We start from the raw sequence: 16796 nt of genomic DNA on the forward strand, positions 1-16796 counted from the left end.
GGGGGAGTCCAATGAAAACCTGGCGTGTGGCGGTAATCGCCTTGTCGTTCCTGTTGCTCAGCGGTTGCTTGGTGACGTTCAAGGACCCGCTGCCGGCTCATGAGGCGGCGCCGGATGAATTGCTGGGCCATTGGACCAGCAGGAATGCCTGGGGCGAACCGCTCAATCTGCAAATCAGCGGTGCTGGTGAGCATCGCTATAAGGCGGTGAGCTACCCTAAAGCCACACCGGCCCAGCGCGATGAATACCTGTTTACGGTTTCGCGTCATGGCAGCCGCTGGTATCTGTCGGCACCGTTGCCGGCCAAGTTCGGAGGGCATTACTTCCTGGCAGGATTCGAGTTCGACGATAAGCACGAATTGGTGGTCTATAACCTCGATCTGGAACAGATTCACCAGGCCATCGGGCAACAGGTGCTGCACGGCGACACCGTGGAAACCGTCGAAGGCGATGGGGTATTGGTCGACAGCCCCATGGACCAAGTGTTTGCCTACCTGGATGACCCGGCCAACGCCGATGTATTCGTGGAAGCCGTGCGCTACCAGCGCACGGGCAAATAACGTTTAAAGAGGAAGCACCGGGTGGACGATTACCAGCAGACGATACGCACCTTGTCTGATCGCATTGTGCTGGCGCAGACACCGATTCGCGTCCTCGACGCCGTGAAGTGGGACGACAACATTCGCCAGGGATTCCTCAAGGCCAAGGGCAAGGAAATGCCCGCGGTGGACCGCGACTACTACCGGAACCGACCGCTGTCGTTTGATTCCAGCGCGGTAAAGCTGGAGTTCCAGAACATCGAGCGCGACATTACCCGTCGCCTCGGCCAGTTCAGCCCCGTGGGGCAGATCATGCGCCGCATGTGCCGGGAATATCGCATGGTGGTGCGCATGCTCGAAGCGCGCGGTACCGAGGATTTCGGCCTGATATCCCAGGAACTGTACGGCGCCGCCTCCGATGCGTTCCACGCTGGCGACCCGACCCTGGCGGACCTGGGCCTGATGCTTTCTGACTATCTGAACAACATCGACGGCCGTGGCGATTTGAAGGATGAAGCCAAGACCCTCACCGCCAAGGACGCCGTGGCGCTGCTGCAAACACGCCTGAACAAGGTATTTGGCGAGGCCGAAGAGACTATCCGCGTGTTCGAGTCCGACGGTATTGTCGCCGACGCCGCGGCGGGCGCCGACTACATCAAGATCCGCGCCGACGCGATGTTCAATGACCGCGACGTGCGCGCCTTGGAAGTGCATGAAGGCCTGGTGCATGTTGGCACCACGCTAAACGGGCAGAACCAACCGATCTGCACATTCCTGTCCAAGGGCCCGCCGTCCTCCACCGTGACCCAGGAAGGCCTGGCGATCCTGATGGAAATCATCACCTTTGCCTCCTACCCGAGCCGCCTGCGCAAACTGACCAACCGCACCCGTGCCATCCACATGGTGGAGGAGGGCGCCGACTTCCTGCAGGTGTTTGAGTTCTTCCGCGAGCAAGGCTTTGAGATGGGCGAAAGCTATGGCAACGCCAGTCGCGTATTCCGTGGCTCGGTGCCGAACGGTCTGCCGTTTACCAAGGATCTGTCCTACCTCAAGGGCTTTATCATGGTCTACAACTACATTCAGCTCGCCGTGCGTAAAGGCAAGCTGGAGCAAGTGCCGCTGCTGTTCTGCGGCAAGACCACCCTGGAAGACATGCGCACCCTGCGTCAGCTGGTCGACGAAGGCCTGGTGGTGCCGCCCAAGTACTTGCCGGAGCAGTTCCGCGATATGAACGCGCTGGCGGCGTGGATGTGCTTCTCCAACTTCCTCAACCACTTGAGCCTGGATCGGATCGAGGCAGATTATTCGAATATTCTTTGAGGAAACCGGATCAAACAGGTGGGAGCAGGCGAACCAGCTCCCACATTTGATCTCATTTGTTTTTGAGAAATGAGTACAACCTTCCAGCGAGGCTTCAACGGATGAGAATCCTCGGCATTTTGTGCCTGCTACTCACTTTGAACGGCTGCAGCTCCCTGCTGTTCTACCCCGAGCCCGGCCTGCCGTTCACGCCGGAAAAAGCCCGCCTGCAATACCGCGACGTCACCTTGACCACCGCCGATGGCGTGAAGCTTCACGCCTGGTGGCTACCGGCCAAGCCCGGCGTGCCGCTCAAGGGCACGGTGCTGCACTTGCACGGCAACGGCGGCAACCTCGCCTGGCACCTGGGCGGCAGTTGGTGGTTGCCTGAGCAGGGTTACCAAGTACTGCTGCTGGACTATCGCGGTTATGGGCTGTCGGAAGGCAAGCCATCATTACCCGCGGTCTATCAGGATGTTGATGCGGCGTTCAGCTGGATCGACAAGGCGCCCGAAACCCAGGGCCAGCCGCTGATCGTTCTGGGCCAAAGCCTGGGTGGCGCGCTGGCGGTGCACTACCTGGCAGCCCATCCGGAACGTCAATCCCGGCTCAAGGCGCTGGTGCTGGACGGCGTGCCCGCCAGTTATCGTGACGTAGGACAATTCGCCCTCAGTACTTCCTGGTTAACATGGCCGTTTCAAGTGCCCCTGTCCTGGCTGGTACCGGACGCCGACAGTGCGATCCGCGCCATGCCTCAGCTGACGGGTGTGCCGAAACTGTTGTTCCACAGTCTGGATGACCCCATTGTGCCAGTGGCCAATGGCATCCGCCTGTACCAGGCCGCGCCGCCGCCAAGGGTGCTGCAGTTGACCCGGGGCGGCCATGTGCAAACCTTTGCCGACAAGACCTGGCAAACCGTGATGCTGCGCTATCTGGACGACCCGCAACACTTCAACGGCCTACGTCGCCTGGGCGAAATTCCGAACTATCCCACTCGAAAAGTTGATTCATCAGAGAGCCCGCAATGAGCGAAGAACGCAATATGATCCCGCTGATCCTCACCGGTATTGGCACTATCATCGGTACCGTCGGTTGCCTGTGGTTCTACGGTTACCTGCACTTTGCCAAACCCGAAGATGCATTGCTGCTCAGCGATTTCACCCTGCTCAAGACCGTGCCCGGCGAGGACTACAAGATCTCCCTGACCCCGGCCGCGCAAGTGGCGCAATGCGTGGATGGCGTGCTGGTGATGTTCGACACCGAGCAGAAAGGCCTCAGCGGTGTGCTGGTGAACAACAAGAAGCAGGCCGTGCGATGCATGGGGCAAGAAACCCCGCAATTGCAGGAGTGAACGCTGTTTTCAGCGCTGTGGGAAAGCTCCGTTTTGCGTACCGTTTAATGATTTAACGCCTGTCAGGCGTTCAGCCGGCCGGAACCAGCCTGGCGCGCTCACCACAGATTATGGGCTGATTGGCGATGCTGATCGGCCCATTTTTTTCATTAGTCTGGAGTGAGCATATATGGCGGGTATAAACGGAGTGTCGGGCGTAGGGAGCATGGGCGCTGGTGCCAATGTTGGGGGCGCCCAATCAAACCAAGGCCTCGATCAGCAGATCCGAGACGTTCAAAATAAAATCAAAGAAATGCAGGCACAAGGTGCTAAAGGCGGTCAAGGTAGCGAGGGCGGAGCTGGCCTCGACGAACTGATGAAACTGCTGGAGAAGCTGCTGGCACAGAAGGCTCAGGGTGCACAGGGCGCGCAAGGCGATCAAGGCGCACAAGAGGGTCAGGCTGGCAGTCAGGGCCAAATCCAAATGCCGGAGACACAGGGCTCAGGCAAGGTCGGCGGGTAATTCGCGCTCCCTCAAAAAACCGCCTCTATTGGGCGGTTTTTCATGTTGAGTTAGACCGACAATCCGCAACGGAGCAGGCGGTGTGACGCGTGGCACACGCAAGTCACGTAGCGGCATGGGACATTCGCAGAGGAAATGTCTGGAACCGTTTCGGCTCAAGCTCTCACATAAAAAGGTGCAACCTACTCAGATTGGGTCGAGGATGAAAATACATATTCCTGTATTGGAAAACATGTTGGCCATGGCAAGACAGCATGTGGCGCTGGAACAGGAAGCTGCTCGCAGGTACAAGCGCGATCAACGGATGGATGAACCGGCCAGCGCAAAGATTGAACTGCCAGCCGAGGATACGAATCGCACCATTCAGTTTGACGAGCCGAAAAAAACCCACCGTGAGGTGGGTTTTTTTATGCGGCGCCAATCAATCAGTTAGCAACGGAAGACCGTGGCTTGACCGGTTGGTTGTCGTTGGAGATGGTCACTTCAACGCGGCGGTTCATTGCACGGCCCGACACGCTGGTGTTGTCGGCAACCGGGTATTCCTTGCCATAGCCTTGGGTCACGATGCGCGAGATGTCCACGCCTTGCTGAGCCAGTGCGCGTTGCACGGAGGCTGCACGGCGCTCCGACAGGCTCTGGTTGTACGAGTCGGAACCGGTGCTGTCGGTGTAGCCTTCGACGATCACCTTACGGTCCGGGTTGTCGCGCAGGAACTGAGCCAGCTTGGTGATGTTAACCAGGCCGCTGGATTTCAGGTCAGACTTGTTGGTGGCGAACAGCACGTCACCGAAGGTCACCAGGGTGCCGCGATCGGTCTGCTTGGCGTTCAGGCTGTCTTGCAGCTGCTTGATCTGCGCATCACGAGCATCCAGCAAAGCGCGAGCGCGTTCGTCGCCGGCGTTTTTCAGCTTGGCTTCGGATTCGCGCAGCACGATGGTGTCTTTGGCCACTTCAACACGCTGGTTGGTCAGGTAGGCCAGTTGGTCGACTTTCTTCTGGTCTTCGTTGTCGCGGTAAGCCTTGTCAGCCTTGTCCAGCCATTCGCTGGCGTCCTTGGTTTCCAGCGCCGCGAGCTTGGTCGCTTGCGGGTTGGTTTGCAGGGACGAGAAGTTGGTCCGTGCATTTTCCAGGTTCGCGTTCGGCGGGGTGGAGCAAGCCGCCAGTGCAACGCTCATCGCCAGCAGGGCAGGGATCATCAATTGTTTACGCATAGTCGTGTCGTCCTTTCAATTCTTTATCGGGTGCGATTCGGTCACAGGAAGCGTCTTACTTCTGCTGGATAGCAGCCGGGCGCATGCCTTCCTTACGCAACTCATCAACAGCCTTCTGGGAATCCTTCACAGCCTGTTCAGCCTTGGCAGCCTGGGATTTGCGCTCTGCAACGCGAGCGTCCCACTCGGCTTGTTCGGCCAAGCGACGGGCTTCGTCGTAATTTTTGTCGTGCATGGCAATCTCAGCTTGCTTGAGCTTGTCCTGGGCCGACTTCATTTCTACAGCCGCGTACTCGGTGCCGCCGGCGCTGACAGCGCTGTTCACCGCAGACTGGGTGACCGCATATTGCTCGGTCGGAGGGTTGCCGGCGCAGCCAGCCAAAACGAAGCTGGTGCCGATTGCCAGCGCGGCCAACTTGAGCCCGCGCAGAGGGTTAAACGAGGATTTGGCAGTGCTGGTCTTCATCGTCTTCAACTCCATTAGATAACTCCTAATAACATCAAAATCCATCTCAGGTGGTCAGCGGCGGCGGACTAGCTTTAAAGCTGCGGACGCCTATTCAAACGGCTGTTCCAAGTGATGGCTTACTCGGTGTGACCCGAGGCTTTTTTGAATAGTTCAGCAAAGATGGCGAATTGCCTAAAAATTTTTTTTGACTGATTGGTCAGGGCAAAAAGTTGGAACTTTCTGCTGCACGAACGGTATGCCGGGCTCGATAAAAGCCCGGAATACTTGGGTGAAAAGGAAGTTTTGAAGAGGGGGTCAGCGTTGCGGGTCTTCGTCGCTGGCAGACTGGTCGTGCAGAAACCGCCGCGAAAGTGACAGGAAGCGAGGGGTTGGACCGACATCTTCGTAAAGGGGGTCGCCCTCTTCGTCGGTGGCAATCACATGCTCGCCCTTGACGTACGGAAAGCTCTCTTCAAGCTCTTCCAGGGCCGCGCCGATCAACTCGCCCAGTAATTCTTCGGTCTGACGCTTGGGGTACATTTCGGCGATGGCCGCCAGCCTCGCGGCCGCCTCTACATCCAGATGAATCGCGTACTCGGTTTTGGTCAGGCGACCCTTGGCGTTCTCTTCCCAATGCTGGGCCAATTCTCGGATTTTCATGGCAACCTCAATAAAGCCTGCGTTGGCAGGCGGTGATGAGCAACCAGTCGCCTGCGTAGGTAAACGCGACGACTCAACCTTGAGACTAGCTGCAACTCACAAGGTTTAAAGTCTTGTCATAAATGGACGCTGGCGGCACTCTGGCAGACCTGCGCGTCCCGGATTTCTGGCTGGAGATTGGCTGATGAGTGATATCGATGCACGCTTGCGTGAGGATGTTCACCTGCTGGGTGAGCTGTTGGGCAACACCATTCGAGAGCAGTACGGCGATGATTTCCTCGACAAGATCGAGCAGATCCGCAAAGGCGCAAAGGCTGATCGCCGCGGCGCTGGCGATGAACTGAGTACCCGCGTGAATCAGCTGCAGGAAAACGAACTGTTGCCGGTGGCCCGTGCGTTCAATCAATTCCTCAACCTCGCCAACATCGCCGAGCAATACCAACTGATTCACCGACGCGATGAGTCGCAACCCGCGCCGTTTGAATCCCGCGTATTGCCGGAGTTGCTCGCCCGCCTGCAAAGCGAAGGCCATAGCAACGAATCCCTGGCCCGCCAGTTGGGGCGCCTGGAGATTGAACTGGTCCTCACCGCTCACCCTACGGAAGTGGCGCGCCGTACCCTGATCCAGAAATACGATGCCATTGCTGCCCAACTGGCCCTGCAGGATCACCGCGACCTCACGACCGCCGAGCGCGAGCAGATCCGCCAGCGCCTGCAACGGCTGATCGCTGAAGCCTGGCACACCGAAGAAATCCGCCGTACCCGGCCCACCCCGGTGGACGAGGCCAAGTGGGGCTTTGCGGTGATCGAGCATTCGCTGTGGCACGCCATCCCTAATTACCTGCGCAAGGCTGACCAGGCGTTGCACGCCGCCACCGGCCTGCGCCTGCCCCTGGAAGCGGCGCCGATCCGCTTTGCGTCCTGGATGGGCGGCGACCGTGACGGCAACCCGAATGTCACTGCGCCGGTCACCCGCGAAGTGTTGTTGTTGGCGCGCTGGATGGCGGCCGACTTGTACCTGCGTGATATCGATCACCTGGCCTCGGAGCTGTCGATGCAACAGGCCAGCCCGGCGTTGCAGGCCAAGGTCGGTGACAGCGTCGAGCCTTATCGCGCGTTGCTCAAGCAACTGCGCGAACGCCTGCGCGCCACGCGCCAATGGGCACACGCGGCGTTGAGCAGCAGCACCCCGGCGCCGGCCGAGGTGTTGCAGAGCAACCGTGACCTGCTGGAGCCGCTGGAATTGTGCTACCAGTCGCTGCATGAGTGCGGCATGGGCGTGATCGCCGATGGCCCGCTGCTCGACTGCCTGCGTCGGGCCGTGACCTTTGGCTTATTCCTTGTACGCTTGGACGTGCGCCAGGACTCCAGTCGCCATTCGGCGGCGATGACCGAGATCACCGATTATCTGGGGCTGGGACGTTACGAAGACTGGGACGAAGACGCGCGCATCAGCTTCCTGATGAAGGAGCTGGCCAACCGTCGACCGCTATTGCCGAGTTATTTCAAACCGTCAGCCGATACCGCCGAGGTGCTTAACACTTGCAAGGAAGTCGCCGCCGCCCCGGCCGCCTCCTTGGGTTCGTATGTCATTTCCATGGCGGGCGCGGCGTCCGACGTGCTGGCAGTGCAACTGCTGCTTAAAGAGTCAGGCGTGCAACGGCCGATGCGCGTGGTGCCGCTGTTCGAAACCCTGACCGACTTGGATAACGCCGGTCCTGTGATCGAGCAACTGTTGCTGCTGCCGGGCTATCGCGCGCGTTTGCAGGGCCCGCAAGAAGTGATGATTGGCTACTCGGACTCAGCCAAGGACGCCGGCACCACCGCCGCTGCCTGGGCGCAGTACCGGGCGCAGGAACGGCTGGTGGATATATGCCGCGAACAACAAGTGGAATTGCTGTTGTTCCACGGTCGTGGCGGCACGGTCGGCCGTGGCGGCGGCCCGGCGCACGCGGCGATCCTGTCGCAGCCACCGGGTTCGGTGGCGGGGCGGTTCCGTACCACTGAGCAGGGCGAGATGATTCGCTTTAAATTCGGCCTGCCGGATATCGCCGAACAGAACCTCAATCTTTACCTGGCGGCGGTACTCGAAGCCACGCTGTTGCCACCGCCGCCGCCTGAACCGGCCTGGCGCCATTTGATGGATGAATTGGCGGCAGACGGTGTCAGCGCTTACCGCGCCGTTGTGCGGGAAAATCCGCAGTTCGTTGAGTACTTCCGCCAGTCCACGCCGGAACAGGAACTGGGCCGTTTGCCATTGGGCAGTCGCCCGGCCAAGCGCCGTGCGGGCGGGATTGAAAGCCTGCGTGCGATCCCATGGATCTTCGGTTGGACCCAGACCCGCCTGATGCTGCCGGCCTGGCTTGGTTGGGAAGCGGCACTGAGCAAGGCGCTGGAGCGCGGCGAAGGCGAACTGCTGGGGCAGATGCGTGAGCAATGGCCGTTCTTCCGTACCCGCATCGACATGCTGGAAATGGTGCTGGCCAAGGCCGATGCCGATATCGCCCGTCTGTATGACGAGCGGCTGGTGCAGCCAGACCTGCTGCCATTGGGTGCGCACCTGCGCGACCTATTGTCGCAGGCGTGCAGCGTGGTGCTTGGCCTGACCGGTCAGTCGCAACTGCTGGCCCATAGCCCTGACACCCTTGAGTTCATCCGCCTGCGCAACACCTACCTCGACCCCTTGCACTTGCTGCAAGCCGAGCTGCTGGCACGCTCGCGCCAGCAGGAAGCGGCGCAGGACAGCCCTCTGGAACAGGCGCTGCTGGTGTCTGTGGCCGGTATTGCCGCTGGTTTGCGTAACACCGGCTAAGGTTTTTTGCGTGTTCTCAATGGCTTGCAGATAAAGCACGTCGGCCGTCCTGAAAAGGGCGGCTGGCGTTTATGCGGCCGGGTTGCACTCAGGCACACCCTACCTATGACGTAAGCCGGGCACGGTTCCTGCGACTTTCGGCGGCTTGTGTGGTTAGGGCCTGCTGTGTATCTTGATCAGCCTTTGGCCGTTTTGGACGGCTGGGCTCATACAGTTACAAACCCTATTTTACGAGATTGGCCCCACGCGGCGAATCCGAGCGTCATCTCTATAAAAAATTGAGGAGCACATCAATGCGCGTCATTCTGCTGGGAGCTCCGGGGGCCGGTAAAGGTACTCAGGCAAAGTTCATCACTGAAAAATTCGGCATTCCACAAATCTCCACCGGCGACATGCTGCGTGCGGCCGTCAAGGCCGGCACCGAGCTGGGCCTGATCGCCAAGAGCGTGATGGACAGCGGTGGCCTGGTTTCTGATGACCTGATCATCAACCTGGTCAAGGAACGCATCAGCCAGGAAGACTGCAAGAACGGTTTCCTGTTCGACGGCTTCCCGCGCACCATTCCCCAGGCCGAAGCCCTGGTGAAGGCCGGCGTCGAGCTGGATGCCGTCGTCGAAATCGCGGTTGAAGACGAAGAAATCGTCCAGCGCATTGCTGGCCGTCGCGTTCACGAAGCTTCTGGCCGCGTGTACCACACCGTCTACAACCCGCCAAAGGTTGAAGGCAAGGACGATGTGACTGGCGAAGACCTGGTGCAGCGTAAAGACGACACCGAAGAAACCGTGCGTCATCGCCTGTCGGTCTACCATTCCCAGACCAAACCGCTGGTGGATTTTTACCAGAAGCTGTCCGCCGCTAACGGCAAGCCGAAGTACAGCCACATTCCTGGCGTCGGCTCGGTTGAAGCGATCACTGCCAAAGTGCTGCAAGCACTGAGCTGATCCCTCGACTGGCTTCACGGATAACGGCCCGCTTGCGGGCCGTTGTTGTTTATACTGGCGCACTTTTTTTCGACTTGGACACCCACAACGATGAGCACCCTGCTGGCCCTGGACACCGCGACTGAAGCTTGCTCCGTTGCCTTGCTGCACGATGGCAAGGTAACGAGCCACTACGAGGTGATCCCGCGCCTGCATGCGCAGAAGCTGCTGCCAATGATCAAGCAACTGCTTGAAGACGCAGGTACTACGTTGGCTGCGGTCGATGCCATCGCCTTCGGCCGTGGCCCGGGCGCGTTTACCGGTGTGCGCATCGCCATCGGCGTGGTGCAGGGGCTGGCGTTCGCGTTGGAGCGCCCGGTGTTGCCGGTGTCCAACCTGGCGGTACTGGCGCAGCGTGCCTTGCGCGAACACGGCGCGCAGCAGGTGGCGGCCGCTATCGATGCGCGGATGGATGAAGTGTATTGGGGTTGCTATCGCGCAACGGCGGGCGAGATGCGCCTGGTGGGCGTGGAAGCAGTGCAGCCGCCGGAGTCGTCTGCGTTGCCGTTGGATGCCAGCGGTGATTGGTTCGGCGCCGGCACCGGCTGGGGGTATGGCGAACGCATTGCCGTGTCGTTGGCCGGCCAGGACGCTGCGATGTTGCCTCATGCCGAAGACTTATTGACCCTCGCGCGCTTCGCGTTCGAGCGGGGTGAAGCGATTCCGGCGGACCAGGCTGCTCCGGTTTATCTGCGCGATAAGGTTGCGCAGACTAAAGCTGAACGCGGGATTATTTGACGTCAAAAATGCTGGCACTTTGGGGCTAAATTCACCAATCGTCAGAATTTGCCCCCGCTTTTAAACCTTTTTCAAATTATGTGTTCTAGTTATCACCAGAGCATTTGCGCGTTATGGATTGCGCCACTAAAATGCCATCACCGATACCGAGTTCGCATACATGCGTATAGATGGATTTTCCTCACCGTCCTACCCCATCAAGCGTAAGCCACGCAAGGCAAACGTTACGGTAGACGAGTCCGTCGAAGATTCGCCGGACTTTATCGAAGTCCAGTCCGAAGCACAGCAAAATGCCCAGGGTTCCGCAGGCGCTCGTATCAGCGGTCTTCCAGCCCGTCAGCAAGACATGGTCTTCCCGCGCTCCATGAGCAAAAGCGTCGCCACCGCCCTGGCCAGCTACCTGACCACTGCCGGTTTTGTCGAATGGGATATGGAAGTGCTGGGCCTCGACATCCACATCTGATGCGTCTGCCTTACTACCTCGGTTGCCCGTCCTGGAGCGAAAACGCTTGGCGCGAGTACCTGTACCCCGCCGATGCCCGTTCCAGCGACTACCTTGCGCTCTATTCCCAGGTCTTCAACGCGGTTGAAGGCAATACCACCTTTTATGCCCGCCCTTCAGCTGCGACGGTGCAACGCTGGGCCGAAATCATGCCTGACGATTTCCGCTTCACGGCCAAATTTCCCGGTGATATCAGCCATAGCGGCAACCTGATCGAACAACTGCCGGCGGCAGAAAGCTTTGTTGGCTTGATGAGCCCGCTGGGTGAGCGGGTATCGCCATTGTGGTTGCAGCTGCCCGCGACGTTCACGCCGCAGCGTCTGGGTGAGTTGGCAGGTTTTATTGATGGGCTCGAGCGTCCGATGGCTGTCGAGGTGCGGCACCTTGAGTTTTTCGCCAATGGAGATGCCGAGCGCCGGCTCAACCGTTTGTTGCGTGATCGCGGGGTCGAGCGGGTCTGCCTTGACCCGCGCGCTTTGTTCAGTTGCACGTCCACCTCGGCGGCCGTGCTGCACGCGCAATCCAAGAAGCCCAAGGTGCCACCGCGTCCGGCGGCGCTGACGCAGTTTCCCCAAGTGCGTTTTATCGGCCATCCCGAATTGGAAGCCAATGACCCGTTCCTGGTCCCCTGGGTGGAGAAAGTTGCCGGTTGGATTGAAGAAGGCCGCACGCCCTACGTGTTCCTGCACACCTCGGACAACCGCCTCGCCGCGCAATTGGCGCTGCGGTTTCACGACCAGTTGAGGGTGCGCCTGCCTGGCCTGCCAGCGCTGGCAACCCTGGATCGAGCTCCCGTAGCGGAGCAACTGGGGTTACTCTAGGGCACCTTTTTCCGCCTGGAGCCAGACATGGATGCCCAAACCCTTCGCGCCGAAACCTTCAAGGCCTTGCATGAGCGCGACCGTGCGTTTGTGATGCCCAACCCGTGGGATGCAGGTTCCGCTGTGATGCTCGCCAGCCTGGGGTTTGAGGCGCTGGCCACCACCAGTGCGGGGTATGCGTTCAGCCTGGGGCGCCCGGATGCGGAAGGGGCGCTGTCCCTGGATGACACGTTGATCAACGCCAGTATGATCGTCAAAGCCACAGCGTTGCCGGTGGCGGCCGATCTGGAAAACGGCTTCAGTGACACCCCCGAAGGTTGCGCCCAGACGATCCTGCGTGCCGCGGCCACGGGTATCGTTGGCGGTTCCATCGAGGATGCCACCGGTATTGCCGCCGACCCGATCTATCCCTTCGACCTTTCCGTCGAGCGCGTGGAAGCTGCCGTTGCCGCCGCGCGCAGCCTGCCATTCCCCTTCACCCTGACTGCCCGCGCGGAAAACCTCCTGCATGGTCGTCTGGATTTGCCTGACACCATCCGCCGCCTGCAAGCCTACGCCGAAGCCGGTGCCGACGTGCTGTATGCCCCAGCCCTGCGCACTGCCGAGGAAGTGCTGGCGGTGGTCAAGGCGGTCGCGCCCAAGCCGGTGAATGTGTTGATGTCCGGCGGCTTGAACCTCAGCGTGGCGCAGTTGAGCGAGATGGGCGTGCGGCGTATCAGCGTCGGCTCGGCGCTGGCGTTGGCCGCCTATGGTGAGTTCTACCGCGCGGCCCAGGAAGTCTATGAGCTGGGCACGTTCACCTTCACCGACCGCAAAATGCCGTTCAGTCAGGCCAACCAGTTCTTTAAGGACTAAGCGGTGCGTTTCTTCAAAGTTATCGGCGTACTGCTGGTTCTGGGCGGGGTGTTTGCCGTCGGTGTCTGGCGTGGCTGGGTGCCGTTGCCGGCTGAGTGGAACCCCTGGGCGCCGTTGGATGTGCGCGCCAGCCCCAACTTTTTGACGCGTTATAAATTGGGACGTCTGCAGGATGATCCGGCGCTGTGCGACAAAGTGCTGCAAACCTCCGGCCTGCGCGTCAGCCGTCAGGCCGATTCCCCCGCCGATGCCGCCTGCCCTTTGCGCAATACCTTGCGTGTGCAGGGCGCTGCGGTTGGGCTCAGCAGTAGCTTTCTCGCCAGTTGCCCACTCGCGGTCGCGTTCGCCTTGTTTGAGCGGCACAGCTTGCAGCCGGCGGCCCAGGCGGTGTTTGGCCAGGCGGTGACGCGGGTCGATCACCTGGGCAGCTTCGCCTGCCGCAACATGTATAACCGCGCTGAAGGGCGTCTCAGCCAGCATGCCTCCGCCAATGCGCTGGACATTGCCGGCTTTCGCCTGGCGGATGGACGTAGCATCAGTGTGCTCAAGGATTGGCCGGGGGAGGGCGCTGATGCACGGTTCCTGCGTCAGGTGCGCGACAGTGCCTGCGATGATTTCAATGTGGTACTGAGCCCGGACTACAACGCCGCGCACCGCAACCATTTCCATCTGGACATGGGGCGTTGGTGGGTGTGTCGCTAGGGTTTAAGCGGCCAGACGCAGGTTGTTGGCGATCAGCGGGCGTGCCCAGTAGTAATCGAAGTCCAGGGCCTTTTGTTGCGCGACCAGTTCTTCGGTAGGGTACGGCGTGGCGGCCGGTGGCAGCAGGTCCAGCTCGAATTCGGCAATGGGCAGGTGCAGTGGGCGTGGTTCCGGCGCAGGGCCTGGCTCCGGCAGCGGCTGGCCGGCGGTCAGCACTATCGGGCGTACCCAGCCACTTTCGAAATTCTGCTGGCGTTGCTGGGCGACGATTTCTTCGTCCGGGAACGGCTCGGCGGCGGGTGGCAGCAGTTCGGTTTCGAACTCGGCGATCGGCAGGAACAGCGGCTCAGGAGGGGCGATCTCGGTGTCTTTCACGTCACACTCACGCTGGGTGAGGATCTGCGACAACAGGTCGGCGCCGGCGTTGGGTTCTACCGCTGGGTCCGCAGGTGCAGGCGCCTGGACCGCCAGCGCGCCAGGCGTATCGCCGAGCTGCTCGGCCAATGCCCGGGCGAAGAAGTCCTGCCACACATGACTCACCCCGGCCAGCGCTTGAGTATTGCGCAGGCCGTAGTGGTTATGGGTCGGCAGTACACCGATGGTTAGGGGAAGAATGTCTGACATTTTTCTCGGTCGACGCTCAGCTCTGGCAAAATACCTGACTGTTGTTTTTATCGGCCGGTTTTGGCCGATCCTTAATATTTTTGAGCGTAGCGATTGATGAGCGAACAACCAGCGGCCAGCCGCATCAGGGTCGAGGCCTTGGGCGAAGGTTTCAAGGACCGTGCCGAGCAGTGGGCTTCACTGCTGGGTTTGCCGTTACACCTGGCGGATGCGGACTTTGCCCTGCAGTTCGGGGAGCATGGCCTACAGCTACAACAACTTGGGCCTGACGCGCCTGGGCCGGTGCGGGTGGACTTTGTCGAGGGCGGCGCGGCGCATCGACGGCTGTACGGCGGTGGCAGCGGGCAGATGATTGCCAAGGCCGTGGGGGTCGCCCAAGGCATACGCCCACGGGTGCTGGACGCCACGGCGGGCCTGGGTAAGGACGCCTTCGTGCTTGCCAGCCTGGGCTGCGAAATGAGCCTGATCGAGCGCCAGCCGCTGATCGGCGCCCTGCTCGAAGATGGCCTGGCGCGCGGCGCGGATGATTTTGAGGTGGCGCCGATCGTGGCGCGTATGAAGTTGCTCAAGGGCAACTCCATTGACGTGATGCGCAACTGGGAAGGCGAGCCACCCCAGGTGATCTACCTCGACCCGATGTTCCCGCACCGTGAGAAGACGGCATTGGTGAAGAAGGAAATGCGCCTGTTCCGCCCGCTGGTGGGCGATGATCCGGACGCACCGGCGCTACTGGCCGCTGCCCTGGCCCTGGCCAGCCACCGCGTGGTGGTCAAGCGTCCGCGCAAGGCGCCGTGCATTGAAGGGCCGAAGCCGAGCCATGCGCTGGATGGTAAGTCCAGCCGGTATGATATTTACCCCAAGAAAGCGCTAAAGGCCTGACTCTTCATTGAGTCTTAGGGCCTCATCGCGGCAGCACAAGGCTTCAGGGTCGATAAGCCCGCATAAACAACCCCACCACTTCCTGCACATGCGCTTCGGCGGCTTCTTCGCTCAGTTGCCCGCCGCAGCCATACAGCAGGCAAAAATTCGCCGTGCCCTTGAGCAGGCAAAAAAAGTGCTCGGCTGCCGTGAAGGGTTTATCGATGCTCAGGGCGCCGCCCTGGTCGATCTTGCCGAGCAGGCGCTCCATGCCTTGCAGCATGCGCATGGGGCCGGCCTCGAAGAAGATCTGCGAGAGTTTCACGTCCTGGCTGCCGGTGGTCATCATCAGGCGATGCAGGTTTATCGACTCTTCGCTGTTGATCAGGCGATGGAACCCCCGCGCGATGTTCAACAACACAGTCTCCACAGGCACGCCTTCGGGCAGCTCGAAGTACATCACCGGCAGCTGTTCCTCGCACTTGGCCACCACGGCGGCGGTGAACAGGGTCTCTTTGTCATTGAAGTGGCTGTAGACGGTCAGTTTTGAAACGCCGGCCTCGAGGGCCACGGCATCCATGCTGGTGCTGGCGTAACCATTACTCAAAAACAGGAATTTCGCTGCTTCGAGAATAGCCTGGCGTTTTGCCATGTCCTTGGGGCGCCCGGGGCTATTGGTGTTTACAGGATTGTCGGACATTTTCACCTTTAATACTGGACTGGCGAGTTTGGTATTAATAACATACCGGCCAGTATAATTATTCTTAGCTTCATTTGCGAAAGGTCCTACAGCATGCGCAGCACTTTCCTGCCCTTTGCGTTGCCTGTCAGTCTGGTGTTCTTGTTGGCTGCCTGCGGCCATGAAGAAGCGGTCCAGACCACCATCCGCCCGGCCATGGTGGTGCAGCCACTGCCTTCGTCGCAGTCGATGGACAGTTACCCCGGCGAAGTGCGCGCGCGCTATGAGCCAGACCTGGCATTCCGCATCGGCGGCAAGATCAGCAAGCGTCTGGTGGAGGAGGGCGAGCGAGTCAAGGCCAACCAACCGCTGGCAGAGCTCGACCCACAGGACGTGCGCCTGCAACTGGAAGCCACCCGTGCCCAGGTTGCCGCCGCCGAGGCCAACCTGAGCCTGGTACGTGCCGAGCGCGACCGCTACAAGACCCTGATGGACCGTCAGATGGTCAGCCGTTCCCAGTACGACAATTCCGAAAACCTCTATCGTTCCGGTGTTGCCCGCCTCAAGCAGATCAAGGCTGAGTTCGACGTGGCCAGCAACCAGGCCGGCTATGCCGTGCTGCGTGCGCCACAGGACGGTGTGGTCGCCAAGCGCGCAGTGGAAGTTGGGCAAGTGGTGTCCGCCGGCCAGACCGTGTTCACCCTCGCCACCGATGGCGAGCGCGAAGTGCTGATCAGCTTGCCGGAGCAGGGTTTTGGCCGTTTCAAGCTTGGCCAGCCGGTCTCGGTGGAGCTGTGGAGCCAGCCCGATCAACGCTTCACCGGGCGTATTCGTGAGCTGTCACCGGCGGCCGATCCGAAGTCGCGTACGTTCGCGGCCCGCGTGGCGTTCACTGGCGGCAAGGTGCCGGCCGAGCTTGGCCAAAGCGCCCGGGTTTTCATACAGGCCGATGGTGTTATTCCGTTGTCGGTGCCGCTGTCGGCCCTCAGTGCGGAGAACGGTGAGTCCTACGTCTGGCGTGTGCAGCCCGACAATACGCTCAAGCGCACGCCGGTACGCATCGGCGCCTTTGGTGAAAAAACCGTCCCGGTACTGGAAGGCCTGACCCCGACCGATTGGGTAATCGCCGCGGGAGTCCATGTGCTCCACGAGGGCCAGCAAGTGCGCCCGGTGGATCGTGCCAACCGTGTGGTGAATCTGGCGGCCAAGGAGTAG

The 16796-nt window shown here is 60.5% G+C and carries 20 protein-coding genes; 15 read left to right on the forward strand and 5 right to left on the reverse strand.

Going from position 1 to position 16796, the window contains the following annotated elements; genetic code table 11:
• Positions 1-11 precede the first annotated feature (11 nt).
• The 6 genes from AB4O35_RS12055 (at position 12) to AB4O35_RS12080 (ending at position 4124) form a co-directional block, all read left to right on the forward strand.
• Positions 12-560: a hypothetical protein gene (locus tag AB4O35_RS12055; protein ID WP_065872478.1), complete on the forward strand. Its 549-nt coding sequence runs from the start codon at positions 12-14 to the stop codon at positions 558-560.
• Positions 561-581: 21 nt separating this feature from the next.
• Positions 582-1859: a flavohemoglobin expression-modulating QEGLA motif protein gene (locus tag AB4O35_RS12060; protein ID WP_065872477.1), complete on the forward strand. Its 1278-nt coding sequence runs from the start codon at positions 582-584 to the stop codon at positions 1857-1859.
• Between the two features lie 101 nt (positions 1860-1960).
• The gene (locus AB4O35_RS12065) at positions 1961-2866 is read left to right on the forward strand and encodes an alpha/beta hydrolase (RefSeq protein WP_065872476.1); all 906 of its coding nucleotides are present in this window, start codon (positions 1961-1963) and stop codon (positions 2864-2866) included.
• Complete coding sequence (locus AB4O35_RS12070) at positions 2863-3189, forward strand: hypothetical protein (RefSeq protein WP_064451038.1); 327 nt, start codon at positions 2863-2865, stop codon at positions 3187-3189. The genes AB4O35_RS12065 and AB4O35_RS12070 overlap by 4 nt, the downstream gene beginning before the upstream one ends.
• Before the next feature lie 205 nt (positions 3190-3394).
• Positions 3395-3691, forward strand: coding sequence for a hypothetical protein (locus AB4O35_RS12075; RefSeq protein ID WP_175402980.1), 297 nt, complete (start codon positions 3395-3397; stop codon positions 3689-3691).
• 202 nt (positions 3692-3893) lie between these two features.
• Entirely contained in the window at positions 3894-4124 is a 231-nt protein-coding gene (locus AB4O35_RS12080) for a hypothetical protein (protein ID WP_460149602.1), read from the forward strand.
• On the opposite strand, the gene AB4O35_RS12085 is transcribed toward AB4O35_RS12080, so the two are convergent.
• From AB4O35_RS12085 to AB4O35_RS12095, 3 genes are all read right to left on the reverse strand, one after another.
• Positions 4117-4902: an OmpA family protein gene (locus tag AB4O35_RS12085; RefSeq protein WP_065872473.1), complete on the reverse strand. Its 786-nt coding sequence runs from the start codon at positions 4900-4902 to the stop codon at positions 4117-4119. The genes AB4O35_RS12080 and AB4O35_RS12085 overlap by 8 nt on opposite strands.
• A gap of 55 nt (positions 4903-4957) precedes the next feature.
• A complete protein-coding gene (locus AB4O35_RS12090; RefSeq protein WP_175402981.1) occupies positions 4958-5368 on the reverse strand; it encodes a DUF4398 domain-containing protein in 411 nt (136 codons plus the stop codon).
• Positions 5369-5665: 297 nt separating this feature from the next.
• Positions 5666-6010 (reverse strand): pilin assembly protein, encoded by a 345-nt coding sequence (locus tag AB4O35_RS12095; protein WP_065872471.1) that lies wholly within the window; start codon positions 6008-6010, stop codon positions 5666-5668.
• 184 nt (positions 6011-6194) lie between these two features.
• Here AB4O35_RS12095 and ppc point away from each other — a divergent pair, with 184 nt between their 5' ends.
• The 7 genes from ppc (at position 6195) to AB4O35_RS12130 (ending at position 13420) form a co-directional block, all read left to right on the forward strand.
• Positions 6195-8822: a phosphoenolpyruvate carboxylase gene (gene ppc / locus AB4O35_RS12100; protein WP_065945372.1), complete on the forward strand. Its 2628-nt coding sequence runs from the start codon at positions 6195-6197 to the stop codon at positions 8820-8822.
• A gap of 293 nt (positions 8823-9115) precedes the next feature.
• Positions 9116-9763, forward strand: a complete 648-nt coding sequence (adk, locus tag AB4O35_RS12105) for an adenylate kinase (RefSeq protein WP_049709696.1) — start codon at positions 9116-9118, stop codon at positions 9761-9763.
• A gap of 90 nt (positions 9764-9853) precedes the next feature.
• The gene (tsaB, locus tag AB4O35_RS12110; RefSeq protein ID WP_065880088.1) at positions 9854-10540 is read left to right on the forward strand and encodes a tRNA (adenosine(37)-N6)-threonylcarbamoyltransferase complex dimerization subunit type 1 TsaB; all 687 of its coding nucleotides are present in this window, start codon (positions 9854-9856) and stop codon (positions 10538-10540) included.
• 160 nt (positions 10541-10700) lie between these two features.
• The gene (locus tag AB4O35_RS12115; RefSeq protein WP_049709694.1) at positions 10701-11003 is read left to right on the forward strand and encodes a hypothetical protein; all 303 of its coding nucleotides are present in this window, start codon (positions 10701-10703) and stop codon (positions 11001-11003) included.
• Positions 11003-11863, forward strand: coding sequence for a DUF72 domain-containing protein (locus tag AB4O35_RS12120; protein ID WP_460149604.1), 861 nt, complete (start codon positions 11003-11005; stop codon positions 11861-11863). The genes AB4O35_RS12115 and AB4O35_RS12120 overlap by 1 nt, the downstream gene beginning before the upstream one ends.
• A 27-nt stretch (positions 11864-11890) precedes the next feature.
• Positions 11891-12718 carry an isocitrate lyase/PEP mutase family protein gene (locus AB4O35_RS12125; protein ID WP_065872467.1) on the forward strand — a complete coding sequence of 276 codons (828 nt, stop codon included), beginning with the start codon at positions 11891-11893 and terminating at the stop codon, positions 12716-12718.
• 3 nt (positions 12719-12721) lie between these two features.
• Positions 12722-13420: an extensin-like domain-containing protein gene (locus tag AB4O35_RS12130; RefSeq protein WP_065945373.1), complete on the forward strand. Its 699-nt coding sequence runs from the start codon at positions 12722-12724 to the stop codon at positions 13418-13420.
• 3 nt (positions 13421-13423) lie between these two features.
• Here the strand turns inward: AB4O35_RS12130 and AB4O35_RS12135 are convergent, their stop codons facing one another.
• The gene (locus tag AB4O35_RS12135) at positions 13424-14044 is read right to left on the reverse strand and encodes an energy transducer TonB (RefSeq protein WP_065872465.1); all 621 of its coding nucleotides are present in this window, start codon (positions 14042-14044) and stop codon (positions 13424-13426) included.
• A 96-nt stretch (positions 14045-14140) separates the two neighbouring features.
• On the opposite strand from AB4O35_RS12135, the gene AB4O35_RS12140 reads away from it, so the two are divergent.
• The gene (locus AB4O35_RS12140) at positions 14141-14923 is read left to right on the forward strand and encodes a class I SAM-dependent methyltransferase (protein ID WP_065945374.1); all 783 of its coding nucleotides are present in this window, start codon (positions 14141-14143) and stop codon (positions 14921-14923) included.
• 43 nt (positions 14924-14966) lie between these two features.
• Here the strand turns inward: AB4O35_RS12140 and AB4O35_RS12145 are convergent, their stop codons facing one another.
• Positions 14967-15602, reverse strand: a complete 636-nt coding sequence (locus AB4O35_RS12145; RefSeq protein ID WP_065872463.1) for a TetR/AcrR family transcriptional regulator — start codon at positions 15600-15602, stop codon at positions 14967-14969.
• 93 nt (positions 15603-15695) lie between these two features.
• Here AB4O35_RS12145 and AB4O35_RS12150 point away from each other — a divergent pair, with 93 nt between their 5' ends.
• Complete coding sequence (locus tag AB4O35_RS12150) at positions 15696-16796, forward strand: efflux RND transporter periplasmic adaptor subunit (protein ID WP_065880084.1); 1101 nt, start codon at positions 15696-15698, stop codon at positions 16794-16796.

It is taken from the genome of Pseudomonas sp. H1_A03, from assembly GCF_054685145.1.

What these genes read in the sequence shown, in the direction of transcription:
- AB4O35_RS12085 (WP_065872473.1), bottom strand. Translation starts at nt 4,902, where the DNA reads ATGCGTAAACAATTGATGATCCCTGCCCTGCTGGCGATGAGCGTTGCA.
- AB4O35_RS12070 (WP_064451038.1), top strand. Translation starts at nt 2,863, where the DNA reads ATGAGCGAAGAACGCAATATGATCCCGCTGATCCTCACCGGTATTGGC.
- AB4O35_RS12145 (WP_065872463.1), bottom strand. Translation starts at nt 15,602, where the DNA reads ATGTCCGACAATCCTGTAAACACCAATAGCCCCGGGCGCCCCAAGGAC.
- AB4O35_RS12150 (WP_065880084.1), top strand. Translation starts at nt 15,696, where the DNA reads ATGCGCAGCACTTTCCTGCCCTTTGCGTTGCCTGTCAGTCTGGTGTTC.
- AB4O35_RS12115 (WP_049709694.1), top strand. Translation starts at nt 10,701, where the DNA reads ATGCGTATAGATGGATTTTCCTCACCGTCCTACCCCATCAAGCGTAAG.
- adk (WP_049709696.1), top strand. Translation starts at nt 9,116, where the DNA reads ATGCGCGTCATTCTGCTGGGAGCTCCGGGGGCCGGTAAAGGTACTCAG.
- AB4O35_RS12095 (WP_065872471.1), bottom strand. Translation starts at nt 6,010, where the DNA reads ATGAAAATCCGAGAATTGGCCCAGCATTGGGAAGAGAACGCCAAGGGT.
- AB4O35_RS12140 (WP_065945374.1), top strand. Translation starts at nt 14,141, where the DNA reads ATGAGCGAACAACCAGCGGCCAGCCGCATCAGGGTCGAGGCCTTGGGC.
- AB4O35_RS12090 (WP_175402981.1), bottom strand. Translation starts at nt 5,368, where the DNA reads ATGAAGACCAGCACTGCCAAATCCTCGTTTAACCCTCTGCGCGGGCTC.
- tsaB (WP_065880088.1), top strand. Translation starts at nt 9,854, where the DNA reads ATGAGCACCCTGCTGGCCCTGGACACCGCGACTGAAGCTTGCTCCGTT.
- AB4O35_RS12135 (WP_065872465.1), bottom strand. Translation starts at nt 14,044, where the DNA reads ATGTCAGACATTCTTCCCCTAACCATCGGTGTACTGCCGACCCATAAC.
- AB4O35_RS12075 (WP_175402980.1), top strand. Translation starts at nt 3,395, where the DNA reads ATGGGCGCTGGTGCCAATGTTGGGGGCGCCCAATCAAACCAAGGCCTC.
- AB4O35_RS12125 (WP_065872467.1), top strand. Translation starts at nt 11,891, where the DNA reads ATGGATGCCCAAACCCTTCGCGCCGAAACCTTCAAGGCCTTGCATGAG.
- AB4O35_RS12120 (WP_460149604.1), top strand. Translation starts at nt 11,003, where the DNA reads ATGCGTCTGCCTTACTACCTCGGTTGCCCGTCCTGGAGCGAAAACGCT.
- AB4O35_RS12055 (WP_065872478.1), top strand. Translation starts at nt 12, where the DNA reads ATGAAAACCTGGCGTGTGGCGGTAATCGCCTTGTCGTTCCTGTTGCTC.
- ppc (WP_065945372.1), top strand. Translation starts at nt 6,195, where the DNA reads ATGAGTGATATCGATGCACGCTTGCGTGAGGATGTTCACCTGCTGGGT.
- AB4O35_RS12065 (WP_065872476.1), top strand. Translation starts at nt 1,961, where the DNA reads ATGAGAATCCTCGGCATTTTGTGCCTGCTACTCACTTTGAACGGCTGC.
- AB4O35_RS12080 (WP_460149602.1), top strand. Translation starts at nt 3,894, where the DNA reads ATGAAAATACATATTCCTGTATTGGAAAACATGTTGGCCATGGCAAGA.